Origin of the sequence: Ruminococcus sp. 1001136sp1_2201st1_G3_2201SCRN_220225 (assembly GCF_040924365.1) — a bacterium.
Taxonomy (GTDB): Bacteria; Bacillota; Clostridia; order Lachnospirales; family Lachnospiraceae; genus Blautia_A; species Blautia_A faecis.
In genome coordinates this window covers 1-26,304 of record NZ_JBCOME010000022.1, presented here as the reverse complement: position 1 = coordinate 26,304, position 26,304 = coordinate 1, and the positions used below count along the sequence as shown (strand labels likewise).

General features: G+C 36.3%; 28 protein-coding genes. 8 read left to right on the top strand and 20 right to left on the bottom strand.

Going from position 1 to position 26,304, the window contains the following annotated elements:
* Positions 1-186: 186 nt before the first annotated feature.
* Positions 187-876 (top strand): HAMP domain-containing sensor histidine kinase, encoded by a 690-nt coding sequence (locus tag AB5642_RS08920; protein WP_148462200.1) that lies wholly within the window; start codon positions 187-189, stop codon positions 874-876.
* On the opposite strand, the gene AB5642_RS08915 is transcribed toward AB5642_RS08920, so the two are convergent.
* The 16 genes from AB5642_RS08915 to AB5642_RS08840 all read right to left on the bottom strand — a co-directional run bounded on the left by AB5642_RS08915 (position 807) and on the right by AB5642_RS08840 (position 14,405).
* Complete coding sequence (locus AB5642_RS08915; RefSeq protein ID WP_226855113.1) at positions 807-1,445, bottom strand: rhomboid family intramembrane serine protease; 639 nt, start codon at positions 1,443-1,445, stop codon at positions 807-809. The genes AB5642_RS08920 and AB5642_RS08915 overlap by 70 nt on opposite strands.
* A gap of 130 nt (positions 1,446-1,575) precedes the next feature.
* Positions 1,576-3,030, bottom strand: coding sequence for a DUF6382 domain-containing protein (locus tag AB5642_RS08910; RefSeq protein ID WP_118578003.1), 1,455 nt, complete (start codon positions 3,028-3,030; stop codon positions 1,576-1,578).
* 3 nt (positions 3,031-3,033) lie between these two features.
* The gene (locus AB5642_RS08905) at positions 3,034-3,468 is read right to left on the bottom strand and encodes a TadE/TadG family type IV pilus assembly protein (RefSeq protein ID WP_227200609.1); all 435 of its coding nucleotides are present in this window, start codon (positions 3,466-3,468) and stop codon (positions 3,034-3,036) included.
* The gene (locus tag AB5642_RS08900) at positions 3,465-3,875 is read right to left on the bottom strand and encodes a prepilin peptidase (protein WP_173719050.1); all 411 of its coding nucleotides are present in this window, start codon (positions 3,873-3,875) and stop codon (positions 3,465-3,467) included. The genes AB5642_RS08905 and AB5642_RS08900 overlap by 4 nt, the downstream gene beginning before the upstream one ends.
* Before the next feature lie 28 nt (positions 3,876-3,903).
* Positions 3,904-4,701: a hypothetical protein gene (locus AB5642_RS08895; protein ID WP_173719049.1), complete on the bottom strand. Its 798-nt coding sequence runs from the start codon at positions 4,699-4,701 to the stop codon at positions 3,904-3,906.
* 80 nt (positions 4,702-4,781) lie between these two features.
* The gene (locus AB5642_RS08890) at positions 4,782-6,281 is read right to left on the bottom strand and encodes a DUF5702 domain-containing protein (protein ID WP_368371551.1); all 1,500 of its coding nucleotides are present in this window, start codon (positions 6,279-6,281) and stop codon (positions 4,782-4,784) included.
* A gap of 44 nt (positions 6,282-6,325) precedes the next feature.
* The gene (locus tag AB5642_RS08885; protein ID WP_118578007.1) at positions 6,326-6,505 is read right to left on the bottom strand and encodes a Flp1 family type IVb pilin; all 180 of its coding nucleotides are present in this window, start codon (positions 6,503-6,505) and stop codon (positions 6,326-6,328) included.
* A gap of 79 nt (positions 6,506-6,584) precedes the next feature.
* Entirely contained in the window at positions 6,585-7,496 is a 912-nt protein-coding gene (locus AB5642_RS08880) for a type II secretion system F family protein (protein ID WP_294423374.1), read from the bottom strand.
* Positions 7,497-7,604: 108 nt separating this feature from the next.
* The gene (locus tag AB5642_RS08875) at positions 7,605-8,357 is read right to left on the bottom strand and encodes a type II secretion system F family protein (protein WP_173719046.1); all 753 of its coding nucleotides are present in this window, start codon (positions 8,355-8,357) and stop codon (positions 7,605-7,607) included.
* Entirely contained in the window at positions 8,354-8,689 is a 336-nt protein-coding gene (locus AB5642_RS08870; protein WP_179962517.1) for an ATPase, T2SS/T4P/T4SS family, read from the bottom strand. The genes AB5642_RS08875 and AB5642_RS08870 overlap by 4 nt, the downstream gene beginning before the upstream one ends.
* Positions 8,690-8,837: 148 nt before the next feature.
* Positions 8,838-9,134: a hypothetical protein gene (locus AB5642_RS08865; RefSeq protein WP_015525616.1), complete on the bottom strand. Its 297-nt coding sequence runs from the start codon at positions 9,132-9,134 to the stop codon at positions 8,838-8,840.
* A 131-nt stretch (positions 9,135-9,265) separates the two neighbouring features.
* A complete protein-coding gene (locus tag AB5642_RS08860) occupies positions 9,266-9,646 on the bottom strand; it encodes a TnpV protein (RefSeq protein WP_008374212.1) in 381 nt (126 codons plus the stop codon).
* Between the two features lie 20 nt (positions 9,647-9,666).
* Positions 9,667-10,074: a DUF6262 family protein gene (locus tag AB5642_RS08855; RefSeq protein ID WP_008374214.1), complete on the bottom strand. Its 408-nt coding sequence runs from the start codon at positions 10,072-10,074 to the stop codon at positions 9,667-9,669.
* On the bottom strand, positions 10,058-11,566 hold the full coding sequence (locus tag AB5642_RS08850; RefSeq protein WP_368371550.1) for a tyrosine-type recombinase/integrase: 1,509 nt from the start codon (positions 11,564-11,566) through the stop codon (positions 10,058-10,060). Before AB5642_RS08850 ends, AB5642_RS08855 begins: the two co-directional genes overlap by 17 nt.
* A complete protein-coding gene (locus AB5642_RS08845; RefSeq protein ID WP_055164289.1) occupies positions 11,553-13,283 on the bottom strand; it encodes a tyrosine-type recombinase/integrase in 1,731 nt (576 codons plus the stop codon). The genes AB5642_RS08850 and AB5642_RS08845 overlap by 14 nt, the downstream gene beginning before the upstream one ends.
* An 18-nt stretch (positions 13,284-13,301) precedes the next feature.
* Positions 13,302-14,405 (bottom strand): tyrosine-type recombinase/integrase, encoded by a 1,104-nt coding sequence (locus tag AB5642_RS08840; RefSeq protein ID WP_055164292.1) that lies wholly within the window; start codon positions 14,403-14,405, stop codon positions 13,302-13,304.
* Positions 14,406-14,646: 241 nt separating this feature from the next.
* On the opposite strand from AB5642_RS08840, the gene AB5642_RS08835 reads away from it, so the two are divergent.
* Entirely contained in the window at positions 14,647-15,444 is a 798-nt protein-coding gene (locus AB5642_RS08835) for a helix-turn-helix transcriptional regulator (RefSeq protein WP_055171284.1), read from the top strand.
* Positions 15,445-16,153: 709 nt separating this feature from the next.
* Here AB5642_RS08835 and AB5642_RS08830 read toward each other — a convergent pair.
* The 4 genes from AB5642_RS08830 to AB5642_RS08815 all read right to left on the bottom strand — a co-directional run bounded on the left by AB5642_RS08830 (position 16,154) and on the right by AB5642_RS08815 (position 20,268).
* Positions 16,154-18,952: a DNA methyltransferase gene (locus AB5642_RS08830; RefSeq protein WP_055164298.1), complete on the bottom strand. Its 2,799-nt coding sequence runs from the start codon at positions 18,950-18,952 to the stop codon at positions 16,154-16,156.
* 124 nt (positions 18,953-19,076) lie between these two features.
* A complete protein-coding gene (locus tag AB5642_RS08825) occupies positions 19,077-19,550 on the bottom strand; it encodes a chemotaxis protein CheY (protein WP_129900264.1) in 474 nt (157 codons plus the stop codon).
* 57 nt (positions 19,551-19,607) lie between these two features.
* A complete protein-coding gene (locus AB5642_RS08820) occupies positions 19,608-19,928 on the bottom strand; it encodes a helix-turn-helix domain-containing protein (protein WP_368371549.1) in 321 nt (106 codons plus the stop codon).
* A gap of 124 nt (positions 19,929-20,052) precedes the next feature.
* Positions 20,053-20,268 carry a hypothetical protein gene (locus tag AB5642_RS08815; RefSeq protein ID WP_015525605.1) on the bottom strand — a complete coding sequence of 72 codons (216 nt, stop codon included), beginning with the start codon at positions 20,266-20,268 and terminating at the stop codon, positions 20,053-20,055.
* A gap of 225 nt (positions 20,269-20,493) precedes the next feature.
* On the opposite strand from AB5642_RS08815, the gene AB5642_RS08810 reads away from it, so the two are divergent.
* The 6 genes from AB5642_RS08810 to AB5642_RS08785 all read left to right on the top strand — a co-directional run bounded on the left by AB5642_RS08810 (position 20,494) and on the right by AB5642_RS08785 (position 25,851).
* Complete coding sequence (locus tag AB5642_RS08810; RefSeq protein WP_008374249.1) at positions 20,494-20,883, top strand: helix-turn-helix domain-containing protein; 390 nt, start codon at positions 20,494-20,496, stop codon at positions 20,881-20,883.
* Between the two features lie 129 nt (positions 20,884-21,012).
* Positions 21,013-22,866, top strand: coding sequence for a recombinase family protein (locus AB5642_RS08805; RefSeq protein ID WP_055145187.1), 1,854 nt, complete (start codon positions 21,013-21,015; stop codon positions 22,864-22,866).
* On the top strand, positions 22,863-23,651 hold the full coding sequence (locus tag AB5642_RS08800; RefSeq protein WP_055145192.1) for a hypothetical protein: 789 nt from the start codon (positions 22,863-22,865) through the stop codon (positions 23,649-23,651). The genes AB5642_RS08805 and AB5642_RS08800 overlap by 4 nt, the downstream gene beginning before the upstream one ends.
* Positions 23,611-24,027, top strand: coding sequence for a hypothetical protein (locus AB5642_RS08795; protein WP_044999283.1), 417 nt, complete (start codon positions 23,611-23,613; stop codon positions 24,025-24,027). Before AB5642_RS08800 ends, AB5642_RS08795 begins: the two co-directional genes overlap by 41 nt.
* The gene (locus AB5642_RS08790; protein ID WP_055145197.1) at positions 24,014-24,934 is read left to right on the top strand and encodes a hypothetical protein; all 921 of its coding nucleotides are present in this window, start codon (positions 24,014-24,016) and stop codon (positions 24,932-24,934) included. The genes AB5642_RS08795 and AB5642_RS08790 overlap by 14 nt, the downstream gene beginning before the upstream one ends.
* Positions 24,935-24,936: 2 nt before the next feature.
* A complete protein-coding gene (locus tag AB5642_RS08785; protein ID WP_055155695.1) occupies positions 24,937-25,851 on the top strand; it encodes a DUF6551 family protein in 915 nt (304 codons plus the stop codon).
* Positions 25,852-26,304: the final 453 nt, after the last annotated feature.

Genomic DNA, 26,304 nt, shown 5'->3' with positions numbered 1-26,304 from the left:
TATCCTCCCAAATAGAATATATAAATTATACGTCTGATAATAGCGAAAATCACATTTTTTTCCAAAATTTTTTAAAAAATTTTTGGAACAGTATTTTTTATTTCTGTCGAATAATCTCGATTTTTTAAGTACGATTTTATTTGTCATTTGTCCACTTCAATGATACACTTCACTTGAGGTGAGCTTATGAAAAATAATTTAATCTTAAACAAAAAACAGGATGAATTTCATCTGATACTATCACGATTTTCCCATGAGATACGCAATCCCATAGCACTTATTAACAGTGAGATTCAGATGATTGAAGACACACATCCTGAAGTTGTCTCATTTGATTACTGGAATGATATTACAGCTAATCTGGAGTATACCAAAGAATTGTTAAATAATCTTTCGGATTACAATAATGCCCATAAACTTGAACGGAAAAGAACTGCTTTTACTGCCTATCTTAAGGAAATTATTTCCAGTATCCAGCCCACTTACCAGTACCTGGGCATTACCTTAAAAACTGATATTTCGCCCTCACTGCCTGCCCTCTTTATTGATCCCGTTAAATTAAAGCAGGCTTTACTGAATCTGCTCAGAAATGCAGCAGAAGCAATTTCCAGTGCTGATGGAAAAGTAAAATTATGTGCTTTTTCCAGTGACCAAAGGGTACATATTGTCATAACTGACAATGGATGCGGCATACCGGAATCACAGCTGAATGAAATTTTTACTCCATTTGTAACATTCAAAGAGGGTGGAACCGGACTGGGGCTGGCAATCACCAGAGAGATCATCCAGGCTCACAGCGGAAACATTTATGCAGAAATTGAATCCGATGGGGAAACATCCTTCCACATTGTTCTGCCAGAAAAATTTCCCGGATGATAAAGAACTGCCGCCAGGATAAATCCACAAACCATGCCGCCAACATGGGCTGCATTATCTACACCAGTACTTGTAAAACCGAAATACAATGAGAATCCGGCCATGATCATCATCTGTCGTACGGAAATATCCTGAATTCTTCCATGATTTCGAATAACTACATAGAGCATTGCTCCCATTACTGCAAAAACGGCACCAGAGGCACCAGCTGACACTGCATAATCCGCTGATTTCATTTCCATAATAAAAGAAAAAATATTTCCACCAAGACCGCCAAGAAGGTAAATTAAAATAAATTTAATCTTCCCTACAACCGGTTCCAGGCGCTGTCCCAGTACAAAAAGGACAAGCATATTATTGGCAATATGATAAATTCCAAAATGCAGAAACATACAGGTAAATAACCTGTATATCTCTCCATTTTCAAGAATCAGCGGTGGATAGGCGGCTCCACACTCAATCATGTGAGCAGTATTTTCTGATCCGCCGGTAAAATCAACAACAAGAAATATCAATATATTCAGAAGTATAAAAAGAACCGTTATTGGTTCTTTTTTTATTTCTTCCACGCCATCACCTCGATATTTTCAGTCTACTTTCAACACTGTTTTCGTTACTTTCTGATAATAGAATAAGTATAGCACAATTTCTCTGATACCTCAACAGATCAAACCCGGTAAATTTTTAAAATCTGTTATTTTATTTCAGAAACACATACCTGGCCTGCGCAAAGTCTATCTGATCCTGATCCTGAAGGCAATATTCCTCATCCCCTTTTAAAATTTTGCCATTTACAGATGTTCCATTGCGTGAATTCAAATCCGTAAGATAATATTCTCCCTCCCGTTTCCGTATCTTCGCGTGTATCCGGCTTACTGTAGGAAGTTCGATCACCGCATCCGCTGCATTCTCCATTTTTCCAATTACCGTAAGTTCATTCTGAAGATAAATCGTAGCAAGTTCACCAGGTTCACGGCTTACAAGAGTTGCCGGTCCAGTAACAATATTCGCAGATAACACCACTGTTTCGCCGCAATTTTTTTGTGATATTGATATTTTTTCTTTTTGGTGCAATACTTCTGCTGTATTTTGCATTGAAGTCGTGTTTCTTTCAATGCTATCTTTAAAGTTCACCTTATCTTTTCCTGAGTCTTCACTCACTTTTTTATTTTCTCTTTTATTCTGTATTTCCAGATGTCCCTTTTTCTCATGTCTGATGCAATTCTTATTCTTTATAACGGACACACCCCAGGTACACAACATTCCAATTACCATAATCCCAGCTGCCACTCCCAGAATAACCTGCATAGATACCCTCGGCAGATACCCCAGTGTTTCTGCGGCCACAACCACCAGTGCAAAAAATCCAGCTGCTACACACCAAATCAAAAATCCTTTAGACGTACCCCCAACATCTTTTTTCTTTTTTTCAGATAATTCTTCCTCCCAAAGCAACTCTTCCAGATGTTCTTCCTGAGGCTTTTCCTCTTTTGACTCCCCATAATTTTCAAACAGATCAATTTTCTCACTGCCATCTGAATTACACCTTTTCTCTGTCATAGTGCCTGATTCCTGCAAAATTGAGGAACCAACTGTTTTTTCTATTTCCTCTCTATCCTGATAAAGTTCCTTTTTTATATATTCCAAATGAAAACTGTCTTCCAAAGCTCTTCTGTATATTCCATACCCAAGCATTACAGCCTTTGAGTCTTCATGATCCAGAATCGGAAGAATATACTCTGTCAGTTCCTGAAATTTCTGTCTCACATCTTCATCATATCCAGGAAGATAACAAAAATAGATCTGTCTCTTTTCCACATCTACATACATATACTCTGGCTTCAATACTAACCTGCATGGATTCAGCAAATATTCTGACATATCTTCCATCACCTGCACAAATCCACCCAGGATCATCTGAAGATCTTCGTAACCCATTTTCTTTTCTTCATAAAGAGAAAGCAAAGACTGTTTGGAGGTAATGTCATAACACACCATAAACTGTCCATCAACTCCCTGCACTCTGCATTTAAGAATAGATGGAATCGAATTGCCAACCAGCATTCTCATCTGATAAGAAGAAGTATCTGGTTCTTCATTTTCATACAGCACAAGATAATTTCCATTTATATCTCTTTTATATTCTGATTTCATTTTTTACCCCTTCAGCTTATTTGACACCTCAGAAAGTCCCTTTACTTTTCGGATCCAGGTTACCGGTTTTATTACTTTTACACTTCCCTTTACCTGCAAATGACTGTTAAATCCTCCATATAAGGAAAACATATCAAGATCATACGTTACCTGCACTTTTTTTCCTTCGCTGACCTGAAGTTTCAGGTTTTTGCTTTCATAAAATCCAGAGTTTCCAAGTTCTTTTCCTTTTTTTAATGCTTTATCACGGCTTTTCCCTTCTGGCCGTGCCGTTTCCAGACTGCCGTCAAGAGCTGCTTCGTAAGCCGCGGCTGTGAGCCAGACCTTATTATGTACGTAAAAAAACAAATACAAAGTTATCGTCACAACCAACAAAAGCAGCGGCATTAAAAGTGCTGCTTCTATTGTCATGCTTCCCCTTTTCATTCTCTTTTTCAATAAATCAAACCTCCAATATATCCCAACATAAGAAATGGAACGAAAGGCATCTCAGTCTTTTTCCCTTTTCCTGACAGAAATAACACCACAATTCCCCAAAAACAGCAGCAAAAAAGTCCCAATAAAAATGCTGACAAAAGTTCCTCAAAAGACAGTACTGTTCCAAGCGACAGAAATAAAAGACCATCTCCCATCCCAACAGCGCCTTTCGAGATAATACTGAGCATGATCACAGCGGCCCCCATACAGACATTCCATACCAAATCCACACTCACAGTTCCAAGAAAGCAGGCTCTTATCATTCCCACAATTCCAAATACAACAATTGACAAAAGTGAAACTTCTCTTGTACGTATATCTTTCCAACTGTTAATTCCAAGAAATGCAAGAATGCAAATTCGTTCCATTATTTTATTCCCCTTCCATTTCTTCTTATTAACCACATCGTTTACATGCATGCAGATTACCAGCTTCCGACTCTTTTACCAGACGTACGGACCTTTTCAAGCCGCTGCAATTTTTGTCATTATGATAACGGTTTCCAGATTTTGTGATATAAACTGTACTTCCTGGAGCTTGCCCTCTACTGCAGCTTTCACATGCATGATATTTCTCTCCATTTTCATTTCGTCTGGAAGAAACACTTCCACCCGACACTTTAGTAACCGACAGATTGAGGTGACTGCAATTCAGCTTTTTGTGATACACCGAACCTGAAACCGTTACATACACCATATTTTCCGGTTTTTCATTCTCTTCACTATTCCCATTTCCTCTGTCCACGCCAGTCCAGGCATGAACCCTCACCTTGTTATACTGCCATTTAACCGGAAGCGGTATCAATCCGCCAATTGGCTTGTATTTGTAAACATCAGGAAGCGTAATTTCTTCTACTCCGTCGCCTCCCACCACATACGCATACATTCCGGCTTCCTTTGCACTCTGACACAGTTTGCTCAAGTGTTCCGTCTGAATTCTGTATACATCCATAAAATGTATCATTGTCACCATTCCAAAGAAAAAGAGTGGAAGGGCAAAGGCCGCTTCTATCGTAAGACTGGCTTTTTTTACCTGCTCTTTTATTTCTTTTCCAAAGGCGCACAAAGACACTTTTCCGAAAAGATTTCTGACAGAAAGCGGGGACTTTCTGACAGACCGGATTCCCAGAGAACTCTTCCTTCTTGTTCTGCTCCTTAGAGCCTGTATATCTTTTCTCTTTTTTCTTTTAATCAATTTTCCATCTCCTTTCCGGGAAAGCATCCTTCTGCGCCTTTCTTATATAGTAATATGGCAAAAGACAATCTATTTTCCAGCTAAATATAGTGATATTCCCGCGTTACGGTAAACACTTTTCTTTTATTTGCCTTTACATCCACAGAAGCCTCCAGTGCAGTAATGCAATGATCCAGACAAAATTCATTCCAGTCTTCCATCTCCCGAAACGAACTTTCAATCATATCCATACCCCCTTTAACTTTTTGCGCCTTTGAAGTTGTCAATAAAAATATCTGCAAATAATCCTCATAGGATAACCCGTTTACATCGTTTTGCCTGTCCGTATCCAACTTATCTACCAATGCCGGCAGCCCCTGCAGCGACAGCTGCCAGTTAGAGGCATTCTTAGTTAAAGGCACTTTTCCGCCGGCAAATAGCTCTCTTACATCCAGAATGCTTTCAGCAAAAGCCCAGCATAGGATCAGCGCACCTTCAATCACCACAACTGCCGGTGGAATAAGAAATGCGGCTGCAATTGCCGCTGCCATGGCATGAATCTGTCCCATCATAAGCGCATCTGAAACCAGATATGCAACATTAAGTCCTTCCCGAACCATCAAAAGTTTTTTCGCTACATCTTTCAAATTTGCCTCATCACTGTTTTTCTTTCCAATAATGTACTCAATCTGATAGCGCAAGCCGCTCTTTCCTGGTTCTATATAGTTTCCCAGTTTTTCCATGAGATATTGCTGATACAAAACCTGGGAGAGCATACTTCCATCTGCTTTTACGGAATCCTCCATTGCCAATCCTGTTTCAAGTTTTCTTCCTGAAACCAATTCTTTAGTTTTTACCTTTTTGTCAGAAACTTCTTTTCCAAAAGGGAGAACCAGATCCAGAAGTCCCATTTTTCGTACTTTTCGAATTACTGGAATAGGATTTTCAACTTTTGCAGGAGGATTCTTTTCTGTCACAGACGGAAGCATTTTCCCATCTGTAAACCCATCCTGCCCATTCTGCTGTTCCTGTTTCTTTTTTTCTTCCAGCAAAGCCTGACTTTTTTGTTGTGCAGTATCCATTTCACTTTCATAATTTTCAATGGTTCCTTTACTTTCTATCTCATTGCCTTGTCGCTCCGCTTCAATTGTCTTTTTCTGCATATCTTGAATTTTGTTTAAAAGGAGCTTTGCCCCATGGCTTCCAAGAGTTTCTTTCATGTATTGGACTGCCTGCTGATAAAAGACTTCACCTTCTGAATCTGTCATCAGAAGATAACCGGAAATGCCACCCTGCTGTACTGACAATTTCTGACTATTTTGCTTCATCACAGGCTTCATATAAGATTCCAGATTATCATATATAGAGGCCAGATTCATTTCCTTTCCCCCACAGGCTCCGTCAACAGCGAACAAGTCAAAACCCTTTAAAAGGGACTTGTCATATTGTCCAAATAAAGAATACAGTCCAATATCCATCCCATTCAAAATCTGAGTTCTGGCCGCAGCCATTCTTGCTGACTCGAGTCCTGAGCTCAGCAGGGACAGAATAAGTCCAAGGGTTAAGGCCAGAAAAACAGTAATACTTCCTCTTTTTACCATGGCGCACCTCTCCTTTTCAAATCATTTTGTTAGTTGGAAATCATTTAAATAGAATTACTTTGCTTTGTGATCTTTGACAGAATATTCTTCACAAGACTGGTCAACTGGTCTTTAAAAATCATGACCAGTGCAATAAGAACTACAAGGATCAGAATAATTTCCACAACGCCTACAGCATCTTCTTCCCACAAAAATTCTCTCATCAGTCTGCGCAGTTCGCTCATATTTCTCACCTCCCTCAGCCTGAAAAATTTCCTTTGGCACTTTTCTTTTTAAATATGAAAATCGGCCTCCGGATTGGATTTATCCATAAAAGGACAGACAGGCCGGCAGCATAACAATAGCCATTACAACGCCCAGCATCAGTATCATTGGAAATAACAATTTGGTAGTTGCCGCTTCTCCTTGAACTTTTGCTTTTCTTTTCCTGTCATCCCAGGCTTCCACAGATTCTTTTTCCAGCATTTCTCCCATATGACGGCTGCCCTTCTGAAGATTCTGGATCAATAATGTTGCAAATGTTTTATACTTTACATGTCCGCACCTTTCACCAAAGCGGCGATAGGCTTCCATTTCTGAAATTCCACTCTCCATTTCATGGCAGGCAGTAACAAGCTCTTCATATGCAATACGTTTTTCATTTTTGTTTTTATAATCCGAAGCCATCTTCCTAAACGTATTTCGAACAGTCATTCCAGCCTGCACCAACAAGGTAAACTTCATAATCAGTCCCGGATAGTCCATCATCAGTTCTTCATATCTTTTCGTTCTGGCTTTCTGCTCTTCTCGCGCAATTATAACAATCATGACAAATGCTGCTGCAAGGAAAATTGCTGCCAACATGTTTCCGGTAGTATCATAAGGTATTTTCCACTCCAGTTTTCTTCCTTCCCAGTCAGATGGAAGATAATAATACTCAGAGTCTTCCAGTTCGCTGTTATAATTTGCTACAAATTCCAAAAGCTTCTGTTCTTCGTCTTCCTCTTTCGTCAACACTTCCGGCTGCCCGGTATCTTCCTTTTCCAGTTCTTTTTCCGGGATCTGTACATAGACACTGCCTGTTTCTTCTCCTTCCACGGATACCATAAATTTTTCTTCATAAGCATTTTCCTCCTTTTTCAACTCATAACCGTCTTCAAATACCTGTCCGCCACCTTTTGTCCAAGTCAGCAGTCCTCCTGTTATATTTCCTGCCAGAGCAACCACAAGAAACATCTTTCTGCCTTTTACCGTACCAATGTTTTCTACATGGATCCAACCTAAAGTACTGCATACGGTCAAAAGCAATAATATAACAAAAATGACAATATGGAGCCACATCAACTACACCTCGATTTCCACAATTCTTTTCCCCATCCAGTAAGCAGCTCCATATACTGTAAGACAGACTGTCATTGCACAGATTCCAAATGGATTTCCGTAGAGAATATCCAGAAATCCCGGTGATGCCAGCTGCAGATAAAGAATAATTCCTGCCGGCATAAGACTCATGATCATCTGTTCCGACTTCTTCGCAGCCAGAGTCGCTTCAATTTCTTTTTTTACATCAATCTTATCGCCCAGCATTCGAGCCACTTTCTGAATTACATTTCCAAGATCACCACCGCTTCTTTTTGCTGTATACAAAACTGAAGCAAAGTTTTCAATATCCTCAACCTTACAGCGCTGCCCAAGATCCAGAAATAATTCTTCTACCGGCACACTCACTCTCTGTTGTGTCTCTATATAACGAAATTCAGCTACAATATCTTCATTCTTCGGATATAGCTGCTCTAGATCACGCACACAGGCAGAAACTGCATTTTCCACAGAATATCCAGCCTGTACCGCCACACTCATAGAATTCAATGCATCCCGAAACTGATAATTAAGGCGCCGTTTTCTTTCTCTGATCATCTGTTTCTTCTTCCACTTCAGAAAGAACACAGAAACCGGAACCACAAGTAACATTACCCAAGGTGTTTGATAGAACAAATAATCTACAGCACCACACAATGCTGCACTTTCTCCTATATATTTTAAAATTTCTTTCTGAGAATATCTGTATTTTCCATAATCAACTTTCTGCCTGATCATAATTTCACCCCCGCCCGTTCCAGTTTTTCTCTGTGCAGGAGAGGCTCCACAGGCACCAGACCACACCCATCCTGCCATTGATACAATGGTTGTATCCTGATTTCACCATCCGCATACGCACATACTTCTGAAACTTCCAGAAGTTTTCTTGATTTATCGCGCATACGTCCCAGATGCACCAGAATATCCACGCCAGAGGCGATCTGCCTTCTTACCGCCTGAAGCGGCAGATCCAGTTCCGCCATCAATGTCATTATTTCCAGTCTGGCCAGCATATCACGGCAACTGTTTGCATGAGCTGTTCCAAGACTGCCTTCATGCCCGGTGTTCAGTGCCTTTATATGGACTCCCTATGTTCCCATCATGCAGAAATACAATATCTGTACTTAATATACACTGTATATAACGTTATTATCTTGCCATTCCACAGTTGCAAAAAGAAAAGAGAGCCTTTCACAGCCCTCTTTCATATTGACTTTCTCATTCATTTGTCATACTTAACAGTTTGGCAACCAATGTCTCTAAACTTTTTCCCAAAAATGGGACAAAGTCTGGTATTGCACCAAATGCCATCCCAATTATTATCATTCGCCCACATTCTCTTGCAGATTCCAATGCAAATCCATAACTCAAAACACCTGTCAGAATAAATATAATTGATAAAAAGTAAAGCAAAATATTTCCCAACATCATCGGAATTTTTAATAACCAGCGAATCAATGTCATTACTGCAAGAATTAAATATAAAAACACTTTTATTATGTACTTAACCAACATTTTTAATCCCTCACTTTTTTGTCTTTCCGGACAGCAAGAATCTTGCCATCCGGACTTCCTTTTTTTTGCTATCCGGACTTCCACTTTTTTGCTATCCGGGCTGCAAAATTCTTGCTATCCAATGCAGTTCATTATCCTTTTGTATATATCATTTCCGTCAAAATCATCTCTTCTGCATCATGACAAATGGCATTCATCCTCCTTGTCCATTCCATGTTGTCCTGCCTTTTTAATTTCTCTGTAATTCCTTGTTTCTCCATCATCTGTTTTACTAATTGTTCTTCCCTATCCCTTGCTTCTGCATCAATCTGATTCAAATGCTCGACAAGTTTTCCTTGTAACAACAATATTTGATATTTTGCCTTTCTGTGTTCCTGTAAATAGCTTTTACGAAGCATCCCATATTTCCCATAAGTTGGTTCGATATCTGTAAGTGCCAATTTTGGCAAATAATAATCACCACATAACATATAAGTAAGTCCATTTTTCTCATCATAAATTTCGTTCTGCATAAAATATTCTCCTTTTCTTCCTATAATTGGTCGTACATCTTCAACAGTGTTCCCTTTTTCATTTGACTATATTTCACCTGTAATTCTTCATATTTTTTCTGAAGACTTTCATATTCGTTTTTCGGAACACTATCGGATAATTTCTGTTCTAAACTCTTAATCCGTGCTTCCTGTGCTTTTGCAATAGCATCACTTTTAGGATTTCGCAATATCATTCCCTGTTGTTTTTCCTTCAATTCCATCATGACCTGTTTCACATTCGGATTATTATAGAAAAAACCTCTGGAAAGTCCTGTTAGTTTTGTAAGTTCAGCAACTGAAATTTTTATATTTTTTCTATACATTGTTTCAATAGCTGTTATTGCTGTTTCCGTCATTTCCGCACTTTTTTCTTTTGCCAGTGCTACCATTTTATCGTGTTTCTGCATTTTCCTTTTCCCTCCTGTATTGTGCTAATAATTCATTCATTTCATCTCGTACAGTCTTTGTATCCTCCGCTAATGCTTCGTTTCTTAACCGCCGATAATGTGGTATGGTTCGTGTATCCTTATGCCCCAACAGCCTTGCAATGCTATCATCATCTAATTTCATTTCTGTAAGTTTTACTCCAAAAGTATGTCTAAAACGATGTGTACGAAACTCAAAATAATTTCCATTATCATCCCTGATATCATTTTCATAAATCATGATATTTACATGATATTTCAGCATTGAATCTGTATACAATTTTCCATTATCTTGCAGAAAAATATATTCTGAATCTGGATGCTCCTTTTCTGAAACTTCTATTGCTTTTCTAATCAATTCTGCCAGCTGATTGCTAACTGGTCTTTTATATTTCCTTGTTTTCTGCTGGATAATAGTTATAAAATAATGTCCAGATTTCTCAGATAAGCAATCCCTTCGCAAAGTCAACGTATCCTCTATTCTTGTACCGAGCATCTGATGTATTATTAAACATCTGCCTAACTGGGGCTTTAATTTTGTTAATGCACAATTAAATCTTCTGATTTCTGCATCTGAATACGCTTCTGGTAAAGCGTTGTCATATGCTCTGCAATCACTGGACAGAAAAAGGTTGCATATATTTCCTATTTCCAGTTCACGCCCTATTTCATCCAACAGATTATCCAAAACCGACAGCTCTGTCGTGTAACTGACTGATGTAAGACCAGTATCCGTTTTTATATAAACCAGATAATCTTCTATCATATCCCTGCTAATTTCTGTAAAGTGCTTTACTTCTGGGAATCGATCATACATGAAACTAGCAAACCGACGGAATCCACGCAATTCACCTTTTATACTACCCATTGCTTTTGTCTGGCAGTGGCTATACAATATTTTCTTTATTATCTCTTTAAATTCTTTCTGCCTGATCTCACGAAAATCTAATCTATATCTTCCACGAATCGGATTACTCCTTGGCACAATATCCAACTTTCTCATATCCCATACATCTTTTTCATTTTCTGGAATATCTGCTGTTTTACACTTCACAACATACTCATAATACATTTTCAGAAAAGAAATCTGAGCGCTACTTTGTTGCTCAACATTCCGCCTATCCGGTCTATTTCTTCTAACATACAGCGCCAATCCTTTTTTATATAAAAATGCTTTATAACTTCTCTCCAGTTCTTCCCATTTTTTATCAGTGATGCTACTACAACTTGTACACTTCTCATTCAGAAATTCTTTCAACAGATCAAATCTGTAAATATCATTTACTACTGTTGATAATGACAAACGTCTACATCTATCATCGATATACCCATAAATCTCATCCTGCATCTTTTCATTATGAATCTCTGATATGTAGTACACCCTGTTTTCCTTCCATTTCAGTCCTGCCAACTGTTTTTCTGTAGCTTGTTGATAACAGTCATACGAAATCAAATTAATATTACCTTTCATCATCTTCTGCTCCTTTCAATTTAAATGACTGATTTTTAGAGAAATATTTATCTTCAGCCGATACAATACGTTCCGGCATGAAATCAATGTACTGTTTTGTCATATTCTCACTTGAATGTCCTAGATAATCTCGTACCCCTTGTATAGAAACCCCATTTCCGTACATTGAAGTTGCAAGGTTATGTCTGTAATCGTGTGCTCTAAAGATATAATCTCCGCAGGCAATCCCACGAACCTTACACTCCCGAATCATCTGATTTGAAAATGTCTGTCCATTAAATGCACCACCCTTTTTATTTTTGAATAAATACTCCCCATTTTTTATTCCGTACTTTTTTTCATAATCATTCACCAGTCCAACCAATAAACTGGGAACAGGAATGACTTTTTCTCTCCGCATTTTGCTTTGATATATGCGCATCCAATTCTCATTGCCTTGTGAATAAAAGGCTCCCGATTTTATTGTACAAACCTCGCTTTTCCTAATTCCTGTGCAAAACAAAATCAAATACATCAACTGTAAATGCTCTGGGAATGCCGGCAGCTCCTTAATCAGATGAGCAATTGTTTTTTCTGGAACACTTCTTTCATTGTGTTCTGAAAACCCTTTTTTTAAAAATCGTTCCGGATAAAACTTCAACACTTCAATATTTTTCATTTTCAAAAACTGTAGAAATGTATGCATATGTGTGATATATCGGTTAAAAGTAGAATACTTAATATCGGACTTATCCAAAACAGACACATAACCCTCTATATCTTGTATCTCCAGTTCAGTTACTTTCTTACTCTGTCCATCCAGATATTTTAAAAATTGTGAAATAAAACTTATTGTATTTCGGATATTTGATAAAGACAGATCCGATATCCCGACCAAATATTTTGCGTATAATTGTAAATACCAACGATTTTCTTTTTCGTAAATATTAATAAATGAAAGGCTTTTAACAGGTGAACTAGCATTGATTCTCGATTTATCAAACTGAAACCTATCCATATACCAGATACACGCTCGCCAATTTGTCTCTGAATCTGTCAGAAATAACGTTCTTCTCGCAAACTCAACAATCTTAGAAGCCTGTTTTTTTATAATTTCCGACTCCTTGTTTAAATACAGATAAAATCTGTTTTCGTCTGCCTGTTCCATTTCTTCAATATCATCTATTCCGTACTTATCGCAAAACCGTATAAGTGCTTTTAATGGTTCTAAAAAATATCTTCGATGTCTTTGTACCTTATCCATATTCAGAATTTCACACAGCAATATTTTTGTCTGTCGCACCAACTGTGATGAATGTATCCTCGTTAAGTCCCATAACAAATCATTCTTATCAACCACCTGACGGAAAGATTGTGCTTTCTTCTTATTGGGGACATACAGCAAAAACAATTTGTCTTGCTTAAAAAACTCCTGTTCTACAGAGAAGGGCTTTCCTTGTGAATAGACATCCGGCATATTTTCTATTTTTAAACGATCAAATAAGCTCAGTAATTCCGCTTTATATTTTTCTGAAATATCCTCTTTTTCAAGAGAGTCCATATACATTTTTCTCGTTTCATAGTTAATATCTGCAGTACACTGTATATCTGTATACTGAAAAAATTTGTATAACCGGTTATAGTATTTTGCTTCTCCAGTCGTAACTAAAGATATTTCTTCCTTTAATTTCTCAGGTATTTTTTCCTGATATAACTTCGGAACAATTTTTAATACTGCCAAGGTAATCCCTCCTTCCTTTTACAGAAAATCTGCAATTTGGTATAAATTTTCATTATTTGAGTAGTATTGATCTGTCGCTTCTACCAATCGTTCATTATTTTCACCCAAGTATTTAATGGTAGTTTCAACTTTCTTATGCCCCAGGGCAAAACGAATGTCATTCAAATCCCATCCTTCTTTTCTTCTTTCCTCCGCAAAATAGTGTCGGAGCTGATGCGGATGGGAATTGATATCCGTTTTTTTGGATAGCCTTTTCAACATGCTATACACAGAATCCGCATCTAATGGCTCTCCTTTGTTTTTTCCAGTTAATTTTGTAAATAGATACTCCGAGTTCATCAGACTTTTTCGGTTATCAGAAATGTACTTAACCAAGAACTCAAAAGTTGTATTACTTAACAAAGCCATTCTATATTCTGCATTTTTTGCTCTTGCCAAGTTGGTATTGGATTCACGATACCTTACCCGAACCGTCCTTCTTTCAAAATCAATATCTTCGGTATAATGGATTCCTAGAATTTCCCCTAATCTAAGACCGGTTTCTGCCATCATTGCTATCAGCAATCGATCTCTATCATTCGTACAGGCATTTATCAGCTCCTGTATTTCTTCGGATGTTATTTCTTCCAGATTAGGTTCTTCTTCTTTGAAGAAACCTTTAAACGAATTCACTGCATTTTGATGATTTACTCCCATACTGTCAAAATATGATACTTTTTTTACTCGTAAGACTTTAAGCATTGGCAAAACATCTTCCAGTGCCAAAAACTGGTAGTATCTGAAGACTGCACCAAGATACATATTGCAGGTCTTATTGCTCGTCTGTGTATTATGCTCAGTATGCTTTCCACTCTTAACCCAATACAAGAAATCAATAAAATGTTTATTCTGCTCTGAATAGGATAGCAATGTAATCTCATCCAATCCTATCGTTTGCTCCTGCAGATAATTGTAATAATATGAAAGTGCGAAGGCTGCGGATTTTACAGTATTCGGAGAAGTATTAATCTGATCCAGATGCTTCAAATACTTTGATGGAAGGATTTCAATTTCTTCAATATCAGAAATAATCAAAAAACGTGGTCTATTATCTTTCAAAACCGAAACAACCCTATATTTCAATCCACAGCCCTCCTTCCTTTCGTTTTGATTTGTTTGACTTCTTTGACTTCTTAATTCTACATTATACACAAAGAAGTCAAAATGTCAATTGCGTTTTTGATTTCTTTGACTTTTGCAAGAATATCAATAAAGCATTTTTTGATTTCTTTATGTTTTAAATTGATTTTTAGAGATATAATTGATAAGATAAAATACAAGAAGTCAATTTATACAAAGTCAAAGAAGTCAAGAGGAGATTTGCATGAACGAATTTATATCAAATTCAGGCACACTAATAAATCCTGACAGCGTTTACGATCAGGAAAGATTCATCAATATACTTCAAATCATTTTACAGAAAAAAACACAAAAAGAATTATCTGAACAAACAGGCTTAAATAATGCAACCATTTCACGAATGCTCAACGGTGCCCGATCTGGAAGACCATATAAAAGCACTATTGATAAAATTGCAAAAGCCATTGATGATCCAGAACTTATCCAAGAATTATATGATGCAACGGGATATTCTTCTAAGAAAATACAGGAACGGAAAAAGATAATTGCAGACAATGGATTTTCTCTGGATCTCTCTACTGTTCAGGTGCATGAAAAATTTTTTTCTACCTTAATGCGTGGACTTTCCATGATGACAAGTCTGCATAAAGTTGAATGGACAATAAAATCCGGAACACCCAGATCATACGATTATTTAATTGAATTAAAAGAGGGAACTATAGATTATTGGTATATTAGATATGTAGATAGAATTACTTCTGATGAAGAAAGAAAAAAAGCCTTAACTGCCATTTATGGAGAATTTGCAAAATTGAAATTGGACGGAAAAATCAAAGTTTCTTGCGCCACTCCTTCTTATGAAGATTATGATTATTTTGTTACAATTCCACCATACCAATTAAATACAAATGCTTCAATTATATATTTTGATTCTGAACTCGAAAGATTTGCAGACGAAACCTTTTTAGAGACAGCTTTACCACTTAAAGAAAATATTCCTGTTAAGGATTTTTGTAATCTTACCGAATCACTGATACTATAACTATTTGATTTTATCACAGAGAGAGTTGCTTATGGCTCTCTCTTTTTTAACGCTTCCTCCTATGTTCTAATTCATTATGGCAAATCATTTTCTAAAGCAAGATCCACCTGTGTTTAACAATATTGTCTTTCCGACAAATGTTCTTTCATCAGGTTTTTATCTTGCTGGGGATTCCCCAAACCCATTCTTTCTATTTATGCCGAGGTTACTGTACACATTAGAGCAAGATCCACCCCGGTAATACCATATCGCTATTTTAGCAATACGGCATTTTCCGGATGTTGAAATCTTGCTGAGGATTGTGCTCCCCAGTACCTCACATTCAGCATAAATATATAATTGGTTCCTCGAATTTCTTCGGTCACAGCACAGGGAGAAAAAATAGGCTAAACAGCCCTATATCCCTGTGAAATCACCATGTGATTAAAAAATAGCAAGGACAGGAAGTGTGGATACACTTCCGCAAAATTGCCAATTTCGGAGCCATATCCAAAATTGAAAAATACATAAAAATCAAAAATCCGAAACCTTACTTGATATCCAAATTTATAATTTTTACAGATTACAAAAAAACCAATATGAAAATTTTACAAATTTTGTACCACCTGTAAAATTCCCATATTGGTTTTCATTCAGCTTTTATGGATTTGGAATATTCTATGTTTTCAAATATTTTACTTTGAGCAAAAAACAGCTCTATAAACTTTTATCATTGCATTTTCTGGTATAATTTCATCAACTCTCCCACACAATCTGCTTCCGTCATTTTTGTACTAAAGCCATACGCAGCCATAACAGCTTTATCATTTGCAGTATGTGCTCGCCGTAACTCGGCTGGCATTGTTAAAGGATCATATAAAGCCGCAAGATTACTATTAGGATATAATGTTCTTGCTTTCAAAATTTCCTGTGCCGATTTTTCAATTTGTTCCCGATTCTTCTCCGTTACTACAGGCCACGGGAAATTGTTATACACTATTGTGTTTGAATAACTATAATCACTTTTTAATCTTCCACACACTGCTCGCATCCATGCCATATGAACATTCGACATCAATACACCAAATTCATAAAATGATGCATTTGGCATAGTGAATAATTTGTCTCCCGGAATAATTTCACCATCTAAATAATCCATTGGAATATATCTACGATTCTGAGAAGAAACTTTGGGAATCGCAATATATTGATTTTTATGTTCAAGTATTGATGCAAATAAAGTTGGATTCTCAGCCGCTTTTTTTGTGTTCGCTCTTGTACTACTAAGTCTAAATTCACGTACTTTATTCACCCGTTCTAATATCATCGGACATTTTTTCAATAATCCAGGATCAGCTCCAACAAGCCAAATACAATATCTCGGCTTTCGATCAATAAAATCTTTTCCCATCATATAATGTCTAAAAAACGGAGAAGCCTGTGGTTCTTTTTCCAAAAACTCTTCCTTTTCCTCTTCCGTCAATATTAAAAATCCACCATCAATTGCTTGCCCACCTAATGCTATTTCAGGAACATTACACAATGGTTTCATTCTTTTTTCAATGAATATATTTTCTGCATCAAGCAAATATCCATTAATATTATTCGCCGGAATTGCGTTCTCACCTGAATAAATTATTTTCTGCTTATTATTTACAGCTCTGCTAAAGCCAACAATTACACAATGAACATGCGCTTTTATTGACGCTTCACTATCCCATATAAATGTTCTGTATGCAAAATCAATATGTACACCTGATTCAAAAAGCGGTTTCCAGAGAATCGAAACACTTTCTCCCTGTGTAATTGAATTAGTTGATACCAATGCTGCTCTGATATTATAATTTCCCATATAGTCAGCTGCTTTTTTATACCAGCAACTAACATAATCAAGATTTCCTATACTCTTCCATCCTTCAAATATCTTCTCAACATCTTCCTTCTGCTCCGACGCCATCCAACGTGCTCCTACAAATGGCGGATTTCCCATTATAAACGATAATTTTTCTGCAGGAATTACATCATTCCAATCAATTCTTAATGCATTTCCTTCTGTGATATTTACATATGTCTTTAAAGGAAGAAAATCATCATTAAATCCATACACAATATTTTTCGTTTCTTCCAACATTTGAGATTCTGCAATCCATAAAGCCGTTTTTGCAACTGTAACTGCAAAATCGTTAATCTCTATTCCATAAAATTGCTGAATAGAAACTCTAATTGGATTATTTACCTCTACCAATGTCATTTGTCCGCCAACTTTTTCCTTTATCACCTCATTCTCCAAACGACGAAGCGACAAGTATGTTTCTGTAAGGAAATTTCCAGAACCACACGCAGGATCAAAAAATGTAAGTGATGCCAATTTATTTTGGAATTCTTCCAATTTTTTATCTCTGGTACGCTTCACTTGAATTGCTCTAATACTATCAAATTCCTTTTGCAAATCTTCCAAAAAAAGCGGACTAATAACTTTATGTATATTTTCAATAGATGTATAATGCATTCCTCCTGAACGTCTGGTCTCAGGATTTAATGTAGATTCAAATACCGCTCCAAATATAGTTGGAGAAATATCACTCCAATCAAAATCTTCTGACGCTTTTGTAAGAAGTAATTCTTTAATTTCCTCTGTAAAAGGTGGTATCTCAATAGTTTCATCAGCAAATAACCCACCATTTACATACGGGAACTGAGCAAGTTCTTCCTCCAAATACTCGTCTCGCTCTGATACAGGTGTATCCAATATCTTAAATAATTCTAATAAAGCTCTCCGGCAATCCTTTACTTCATATGTTTCCAAATAATCATGGAACATATTTCTCTTTCCGAAAATACCAGCATCTTCTGCATACAAGCAAAAAACAATTCGCACACATAAAGCATTCAGGCTCTTTAGTTTATGCTCTCTTTTTTCTTTCTGCTCAAATGTTTCATCCTTTTCCTTAATATCTGGTATACGATATTGTTTTAAAAACGCATCATAAATAAGCCCAACAATACCTCCTGCTTTTATTGATACTTCCATTTCATGCGATATTGTCTTTACTTCCTTTTTCACCAAGAAGTCCAACAATGGATATTTGCTTTGTAATTCATCTAAAGCAATCTTTGTCGGTTCTGGCTGTTTCTGGTTCATATCATAAATCCAAATTTCAGCAAAATTTGACGTAACAATCCACCGAGCTCTTTCATCAAAAGTCAGCTTCCCATTATATCTGTCTGCCTGTTCAAATGGAGTAAGATCAACATCTCCTGAATTCCTGATTTTCTGATCCAATGCTTTTCCAAGACTCTTCTGTTCAATAATTACTCGTGTTTCAGGAATATATACATCAATACGTTTTGTATTTCCATCAATTACAACTTTCTTTTCAAAGTTCAAACGTTCTGTCACATTATCCATTCCCAAAACATTCGTCAATAAATCAATCCAATAAGAACGTCCATCTTCATCTTCTTTCCCTTTTCCCATCCATCGGTTTACAAATTGACGGGCAGCCTCTCTTTGTTCTGCATCTGTCATGCTTTTTCCTCCTAAATAATCGTACATTCACAAATCTTTCTCCGACTATTTTTACATATCATATCCACAGTATATCATAAAATTATTACAGAACAGCATTCATATATCATTATTTGTATTTTGTCTACACACAAGGAACTTCTACCGCCAAATCATAATAATATTGATACATGACCATGTTATCTTTTGCTTCTATATACACTCTCTGAGCTTCTTTCATCAAGTTATTCCAAATTTCTTTCCATTCACTAGGAGCCGAATCTAAAAACCACATATTATTAAATGACATTTCTATCGTCCCCCATAAATCATCTTCTTTACGCTCAGTTTTTATATTCATCTGCATATTTCGTGCAATTTCCAATGCATCTTTTTGTAAAAAAGTGAATTTCACTACTTTTTGAGGATCTGGAACTTTCTTAAAACAACGCATATGAGCTTCTGCCTTTTTTATAATTGTTTCCAATTGTTCATCATGCCATTTTTTATCCTCTAGTATCTCTTCTTCTGACATTTGCGCTTTTTCTGCATTAATTTCTCTTTGCATTTCTTCCAATTCACGCTGTGCAATATCATAATATTTCTTTTCAATCACCATAATCTCCCAACTCCATAAAAAAAGAAACAGTCAACATTTTCGTTACAACTGTTTCCTTTATTTTTGAAGTCCCCGGAGCATTTGTATCACTACATTCTGTTCTTTTTCATCAAGATTATTCCAAATATTCAAAACCTCTTGTTGTGATTCTGATAAGCTTACTGGAACATCCATTCCGGCAAAGAATTGTGCCATTGTTACTCCCAGTGCATCACATATCTTTTCTACAGTAGGCATAGTGGGTAAACTTTCTTCAGCAATAATTTTTCCAATCGAAGATTGAGATATACCAGTCAATTGTGACAGCCGATATTTACTCATATCACGTTTTTTACATAAAGCTATAATATTGTCCGCAATATAATCCTCTGTACGCAAGTAAATACACCTCTTTCCGATAGTAGTTACCTTAATTGTAACTAGAAATCCGAAAAAATATTAGAGATGTATCTTGCAAGTATTTACTAAGGGAAACAGTAGTATTAAAACAAAAAAAATAGAACTATATAAAGTTGTATTCCATTAATGTCAGCTTATTATCTAAATGCTCATATTCTCTTTGTATTTCTTCAATTTTATCATATAGTTTCAGCACTGTCGAACCCTTTATCATTTTATTTTCTTGGCACATCTGCCGGAATTTTTCTTTGTACTCCCGCAGTATTCTTCCTTTTTCCTCTAATTCCTCCAGTGTTTTAATTTCCTCTTTATCTGCCATGTATTTTCCTCTCAGACATAATTTTTAATACATAAATAATAACCTTTTTTTCGCTGTTGTTCAATTACAACTTATCGCCTTTTTCTCCCATCAATCGACAATCTTCTTTTTGCTATATACATATGATATACTTCTTTTTATACAACCAATTACTATTGTATAACTCACCATTTTTTCTATCTACAACACAAAAAAGTCAAGTTGTGATGGAAAGGAGGTGAGGACATGGAAATAAATTATGCACTTATAGGCAAACGTATAAGAGAAACCCGCAAACAACGAGGATTATCTGCCGAGGAGCTGGCTGAAATCGCTGATCTTTCTACTGTTTATATAAGCTATATAGAAAATGCCAAGCGTAAACCCAGTTTAGAATCTTTAATCAAAATTAGCAATGCCCTTGAAATTACTATTGATGAATTACTCTATGGAAACTTGTTATACAATCCTACGGAATATCAAACTGATATTGATTTATTAATGGCAGATTGTACCAGCACTGAAAAACGTTACATATTCGAGGTTCTTTCAGCCATAAAGAATATTTTACGAATCAATGATTGGCATCTATCCTCAAAACACAATTACGATGCTGATAACCCGAATGATTATTAAATCATTCAATAACAATCAAATATCTATTTCTACATAAACCATCTGTTAATCACTTAACTGATGGTTTATGTCTTTTTCAATCCAAAAATTCTATGATAGTTATATCAACTATAAAGGATGTCGCTATTGATGAAAGAAAGTGAAGAACGAAGCAGTAATATTGATGAACAGAAAGCCAGAATCCGGCAAAGATACAAAGGTATTGATCCAGAAGAACTGGAAGTAATTCCGGCACTTCCACCAGAGGATATTTTTAAAACAGAAAAAAAACTACGAGTAGCTGTATATGCAAGGGTATCTACGGATGATCCACGCCAAACATCCTCATATGAATTACAGAAAAATCATTATCAGGATGTAGTAAATAAAAATCCGAATTGGATGCTTGTCGAAATATATGCCGACGAAGGCATTTCAGGCACTTCGCTTCAACATAGAGATGCATTCAAAAAAATGATTGAAGATTGTGAAGCCGGAAAAATTGATTTAATCATAACAAAAAGTGTATCCCGATTTGCAAGAAACGTTGTTGACTGTATCCGATATGTACGAGAGCTTTCTTCACTCCGTCCACCCGTCGGTGTATTTTTTGAAACAGAGCATTTAAATACTCTTGATCCCAAAAGCGAAATGATTCTGTCATTCATGTCAACACTTGCACAGGAAGAAAGTCATACCAAAAGTGAAATTATGAATTCTTCCATTGAAATGCGTTTTCGTCGGGGAATATTCCTTACACCTCCTCTGCTCGGATATGACCAAGACGAAAATGGAGATCTTGTAATCAATCCACATGAAGCTAAAATTGTGCAGCTTATTTTTTATATGTATCTGAATGGAAGCAGTACTCAACAAATTGCTGATTCTTTGACAGAACTCGGTTGTAAAACAAAAAAGAATAATGATGTCTGGTCATCCAGTACCATACTACAAATCCTTCAAAATGAACGCCATTGTGGGGATGTTCTGGCGAGAAAAACATGGACTCCTAATTATCTTGACCATAAATCAAGGAAAAACAATCAAGACCGTAATCAATACAGAAAAGTCGGACATCACGAAGCTATTATCTCCCGAGATGATTTCATAGCTGTTCAAAAATTAATTACAAATGCGAAATATGGAAATAAAGAGATTTTACCAGAATTACATGTGATACAAGAAGGCTCTCTAAGTGGATTTATAAGCATTAATCCAAGATGGTCTGGATTTAAAGCTAGAGACTACTTTGAAGCATCTCAAAGCGTCCTTAAACCGGCAAATATGAATGTACCTGATACAATTACTGCTTCCGCCGGTTCCTTCGATTTAAGAGACTATGAAGTTGCCAGAGGACAATTTTTCTCCTCTGTTGGTCGGATTTCTGTTTCTTTTTCATATAAACAGATCTCTTTTAACAAAGATGCTATACGGAAATTTCCAAACATAAAATTTGTCGAACTGCTAATACACCCAAGCTCAAAACTACTTGCTATCCGACCATGTTCCTCTGAAACAAAAAATAAAGTGCAGTGGTCACGTCTCAAAGATGGTCAACTTATTCCAAAACCAATTTCCGGCGCTGCATTTTTGCCAACATTATACGAGATATTTAAATGGGACAAAAAATGCAAATATAGAATATTAGGAGTTGCCCACCAAAAAGGCAATGAAAATGTCCTTATTTTCAACATGGACGATACAGAAATACGAATACCGACAAGTACCAACGACGTATCCGCCCCCAATAACAACATGCCTGATACAATATCTGATTCTAAGAGTGTGTTAGCTTATCCTGCCGACTGGATGAATAGCTTCGGTAATAATTACTATACTCAGTCTCAAGCGCCAGAATTAACAGAATTTACAGCAGACAAAAACTGGCAGACTGCTTCAGAAAGTAAACCTTATAAAGAACCCGAGCTACAAACCACTCCCAAAGAAACCATTATACAAAATATAAAGAATATTATTACAGAAATTAAAGGAGACACCCAATGAGCGAGCAACCTATAAATCAATGGAATATGACTACAGAACCTTCTGATATGATGAAAATCAACACACCTATGCCAATAACAGTCGCGCCCAGCCCCTCAAATCAAATGGAAGTCATTGACGATGATTCTTTCAGCTATGACGGTTATCAAGTTGTACGTGGCGAATTCTTCGCTCATATTTACGAACCTTCGTTTACGTTTAATAACTACAAGGTATCTGTAAATACCGCCTGCATAAAAAAACTACCCGATGTCGAATATGTGCAAATATTAGTCAATCCCATTGAAAAAAAGCTGGCTGTCCGTCCCTGTCGAGAAGAAGAAAAAGACTCTTTTCGTTGGTGTTCCTCTGGAAAAAAGCGTTCGCCAAAACAAATCACCTGTCGAATTTTCTTTGCTAAAGTGATATCTCTCATGGACTGGAATCCTAATTATCGGTACAAGATTCTCGGCAAACTAATTCGTTCTGGCAATGAAATACTGTTCATTTTCGATTTAACTTCACCTGAAATATTTCCTCGTACTCTAAAAGACAATGGAACTGTAACCACTGCTAGGACACCTTCTTATCCTGAAGAATGGAAGAATCAGTTCGGTATTCCAGTGGAAGAACATCAAAAATCAATGCAAGTCAATATATTTGAAGGCTACGCAGTATTTGACATACAAGAAAAGAAGAAGGCAACTGATAAATCCATAGAAAAAGCAAAAGAACCATCAACAGCAGAAAGTGAGGAAAAATCCTATGAACAACAAACACTCTTCCCATCCACTAATATGTATTGACTTTAAAAAGAATCGTATACGAATCCACCGCAATACACTCCGTCAAATTGGTAACCCAGAATATATTCAACTTCTTGTTAATCCTGATCAAAAAATGATAGGTATAAAGGCTAGTTGTGCGGAGGATAAATTGGCACATAAAGTTAAGGATTATTTTGTCATCAATGGTAACAGTTATGAATTGTACAGCCGAGAATTACTATATTCACTTTCCCAACTTAACCTTTCTTGGGAGAAATTTAACATTTTTCGTTTAGAAGGCAATATTTACCCAGATAAAAAAATAGCTCTATTTTCCATGGATAACATCATCACAAAACTGCCACAAACAGAATTCAAATCAGAAATAATGGGAGATGAGTATGCGCAATTATAGTATATATACATTAAAAACAAAACTAGAATTCACCAATTTGTATCAATATCTCAGTGAAAAAGATTATAAACAACTTGAACAACAGATATTATGTCATTCCTATCACACCCCCATCTGCACATGGAATGGTATTGTCATTAATGGTATAGAAGCATATGAATTATTTCGTAAACACAGTATTCCTTTCCGAATAAAAAGACTCCATTTTTCCAGTAAAGAAGATGTAATTTCATGGATATGTACTGACCAACTTAAACGAGAGGATTTAACCAATATCAATAAAAAATACCTGATTGGGAAAAAATATGATGCTGAAAAAATTATAGTTTCAAGACAACTTTCATCTACGAATAAATCTCATATTTCCGGTGCAAGCATCGCAGCAAAAAAAATATCCGAAGAATGTAATGTAGCAATGGCTACCGTTTACAAATATTCTGCTTACAGTAGTGCACTAGATATAATTGATGAAAAAGTTCCGGATTTTGTCAAACGAGTTCGTTCTGGTCAACTCTGGATTTCCCAAGCTAATATTATTGAGCTTTCAGGATTACCAAAAGAGCAACTTTTAAGTCTAAATAACTACCTTCTTGCCGAAAAGATAGAACATCTCAGTTATCATGATATGAAAAGGGAATTACTATGGAATAATTACGCCAAACCGATGTTAAGGAAAGAATCTTCCGTTTCTATTCCTTCAATACGCAACCTGCCACAATTTGATCCAGATGCGGAAATTGCAAGTCTTACATTGACGATTCCCTCGTGGAACAGTTCTATCGAAAGAGTATTAAAAGTTTCAGATTTTAAAATTGCATCTGATACAGCAAAATATAAGCTTAAATATCAGCTTATGTGTCTAATATCAACCACAAATAATATTTTAAAAAAATTGGAGGAAATATAATTATGGATGGAAATACCGAAGATTTACAAAAGTTTGTTCCCCAAGTGCATTTTGAGCAAATACCTATTAAAAATTTATGTTCAAATCAAGATTATCAACGTAATCTTTCCATCAAACACGTTCAGCGTGCTGCAGCTAATTTTGACCTTTATCAGATAAACCCTGTAAAAGTAAGTAGACGTGATGGGATAAATTATGTGTTCAACGGACAACACACTATAGAGATTGTTGCTCTCGTCTCTGGATCAAGAGAAACTCCTGTCTGGTGTATGGTTTATGATGATCTTGTTTACACCCAAGAAGCAGATATTTTTGCAAATCAGATGAAATATGTCAAATCGTTATTACCTTATGAAATATTCATGGCTAATATTGAAGCTGGTAATGATAGAGAACTTATTATTCGTGACCTTGTTGAATCATATGATCTCACTATTACTTCTTCCTCTCGCCCCGGAGGTATATGTGCTGTATCCACTTTAATTAATATCTATGAAAAATATGGTTTTCACACTCTTGATCGTGTTTTACGCCTTTGTGTTGCCACATGGGAAGGTGCGCCTATGTCCTTTAGTTCCAATATGCTTAATGCTATTGCCCGTCTGGATAATGCTTATGGAGAAACAATGAAAGATGACACCTTCAAAGAAAAAGTTGGGCGTGTCTCTGTCAGAGAAATCAGTCGTACTGCCAGAGAACGTCGTGCCGGTTCATTAGGATTCGCAGAAGCTCTTTTACTAGAATACAATAAAAAATCCAAGTATTCACTTCCTTTTGAGAAATTATACACTCATAAAACACCCAAAAAAAGAGAACCATCAACTGAAGATGAATCCGGTCAAAGTTCCACTCCAGAAGGTCAGTTAGATTTATTTTCTACGGATCAAGAGAATACTCAGGCTCTGCCAAACGAATAGCGCAGAGCCTTCAGCCTTTAATTCTATCCATACTTTCAAAAGAACACCCTGCTTTAAGGCTCTCTTTCATGCAATCACTATTTTATCTTATCCCAAATTCATCAACCGCTCCATCCGCCACCTTATATATGAATACCCATTCCAAATATTTGCTTTTACCGGATACTCTTTCCTGTAAACAAATACAGTGTGATATTTAACAAAATGTATTCTACACCAATTATGTATATCTTTCATATATATGTTATTTATACCATTCATCCACTGTTCTAAAGCCCATATGTCTTTATCTGACACTAACTCCATTATGAACAGTACATTATAATATTGAATGACACCTACTCTCTTCCTTTCCTCTATTAACCTTTTACACAATTGGTGCTAGAATATAAATAGTACAAGCCAAAATGAGAAATTCCAAATACACATAAGCATGATACAATAGAGACATGC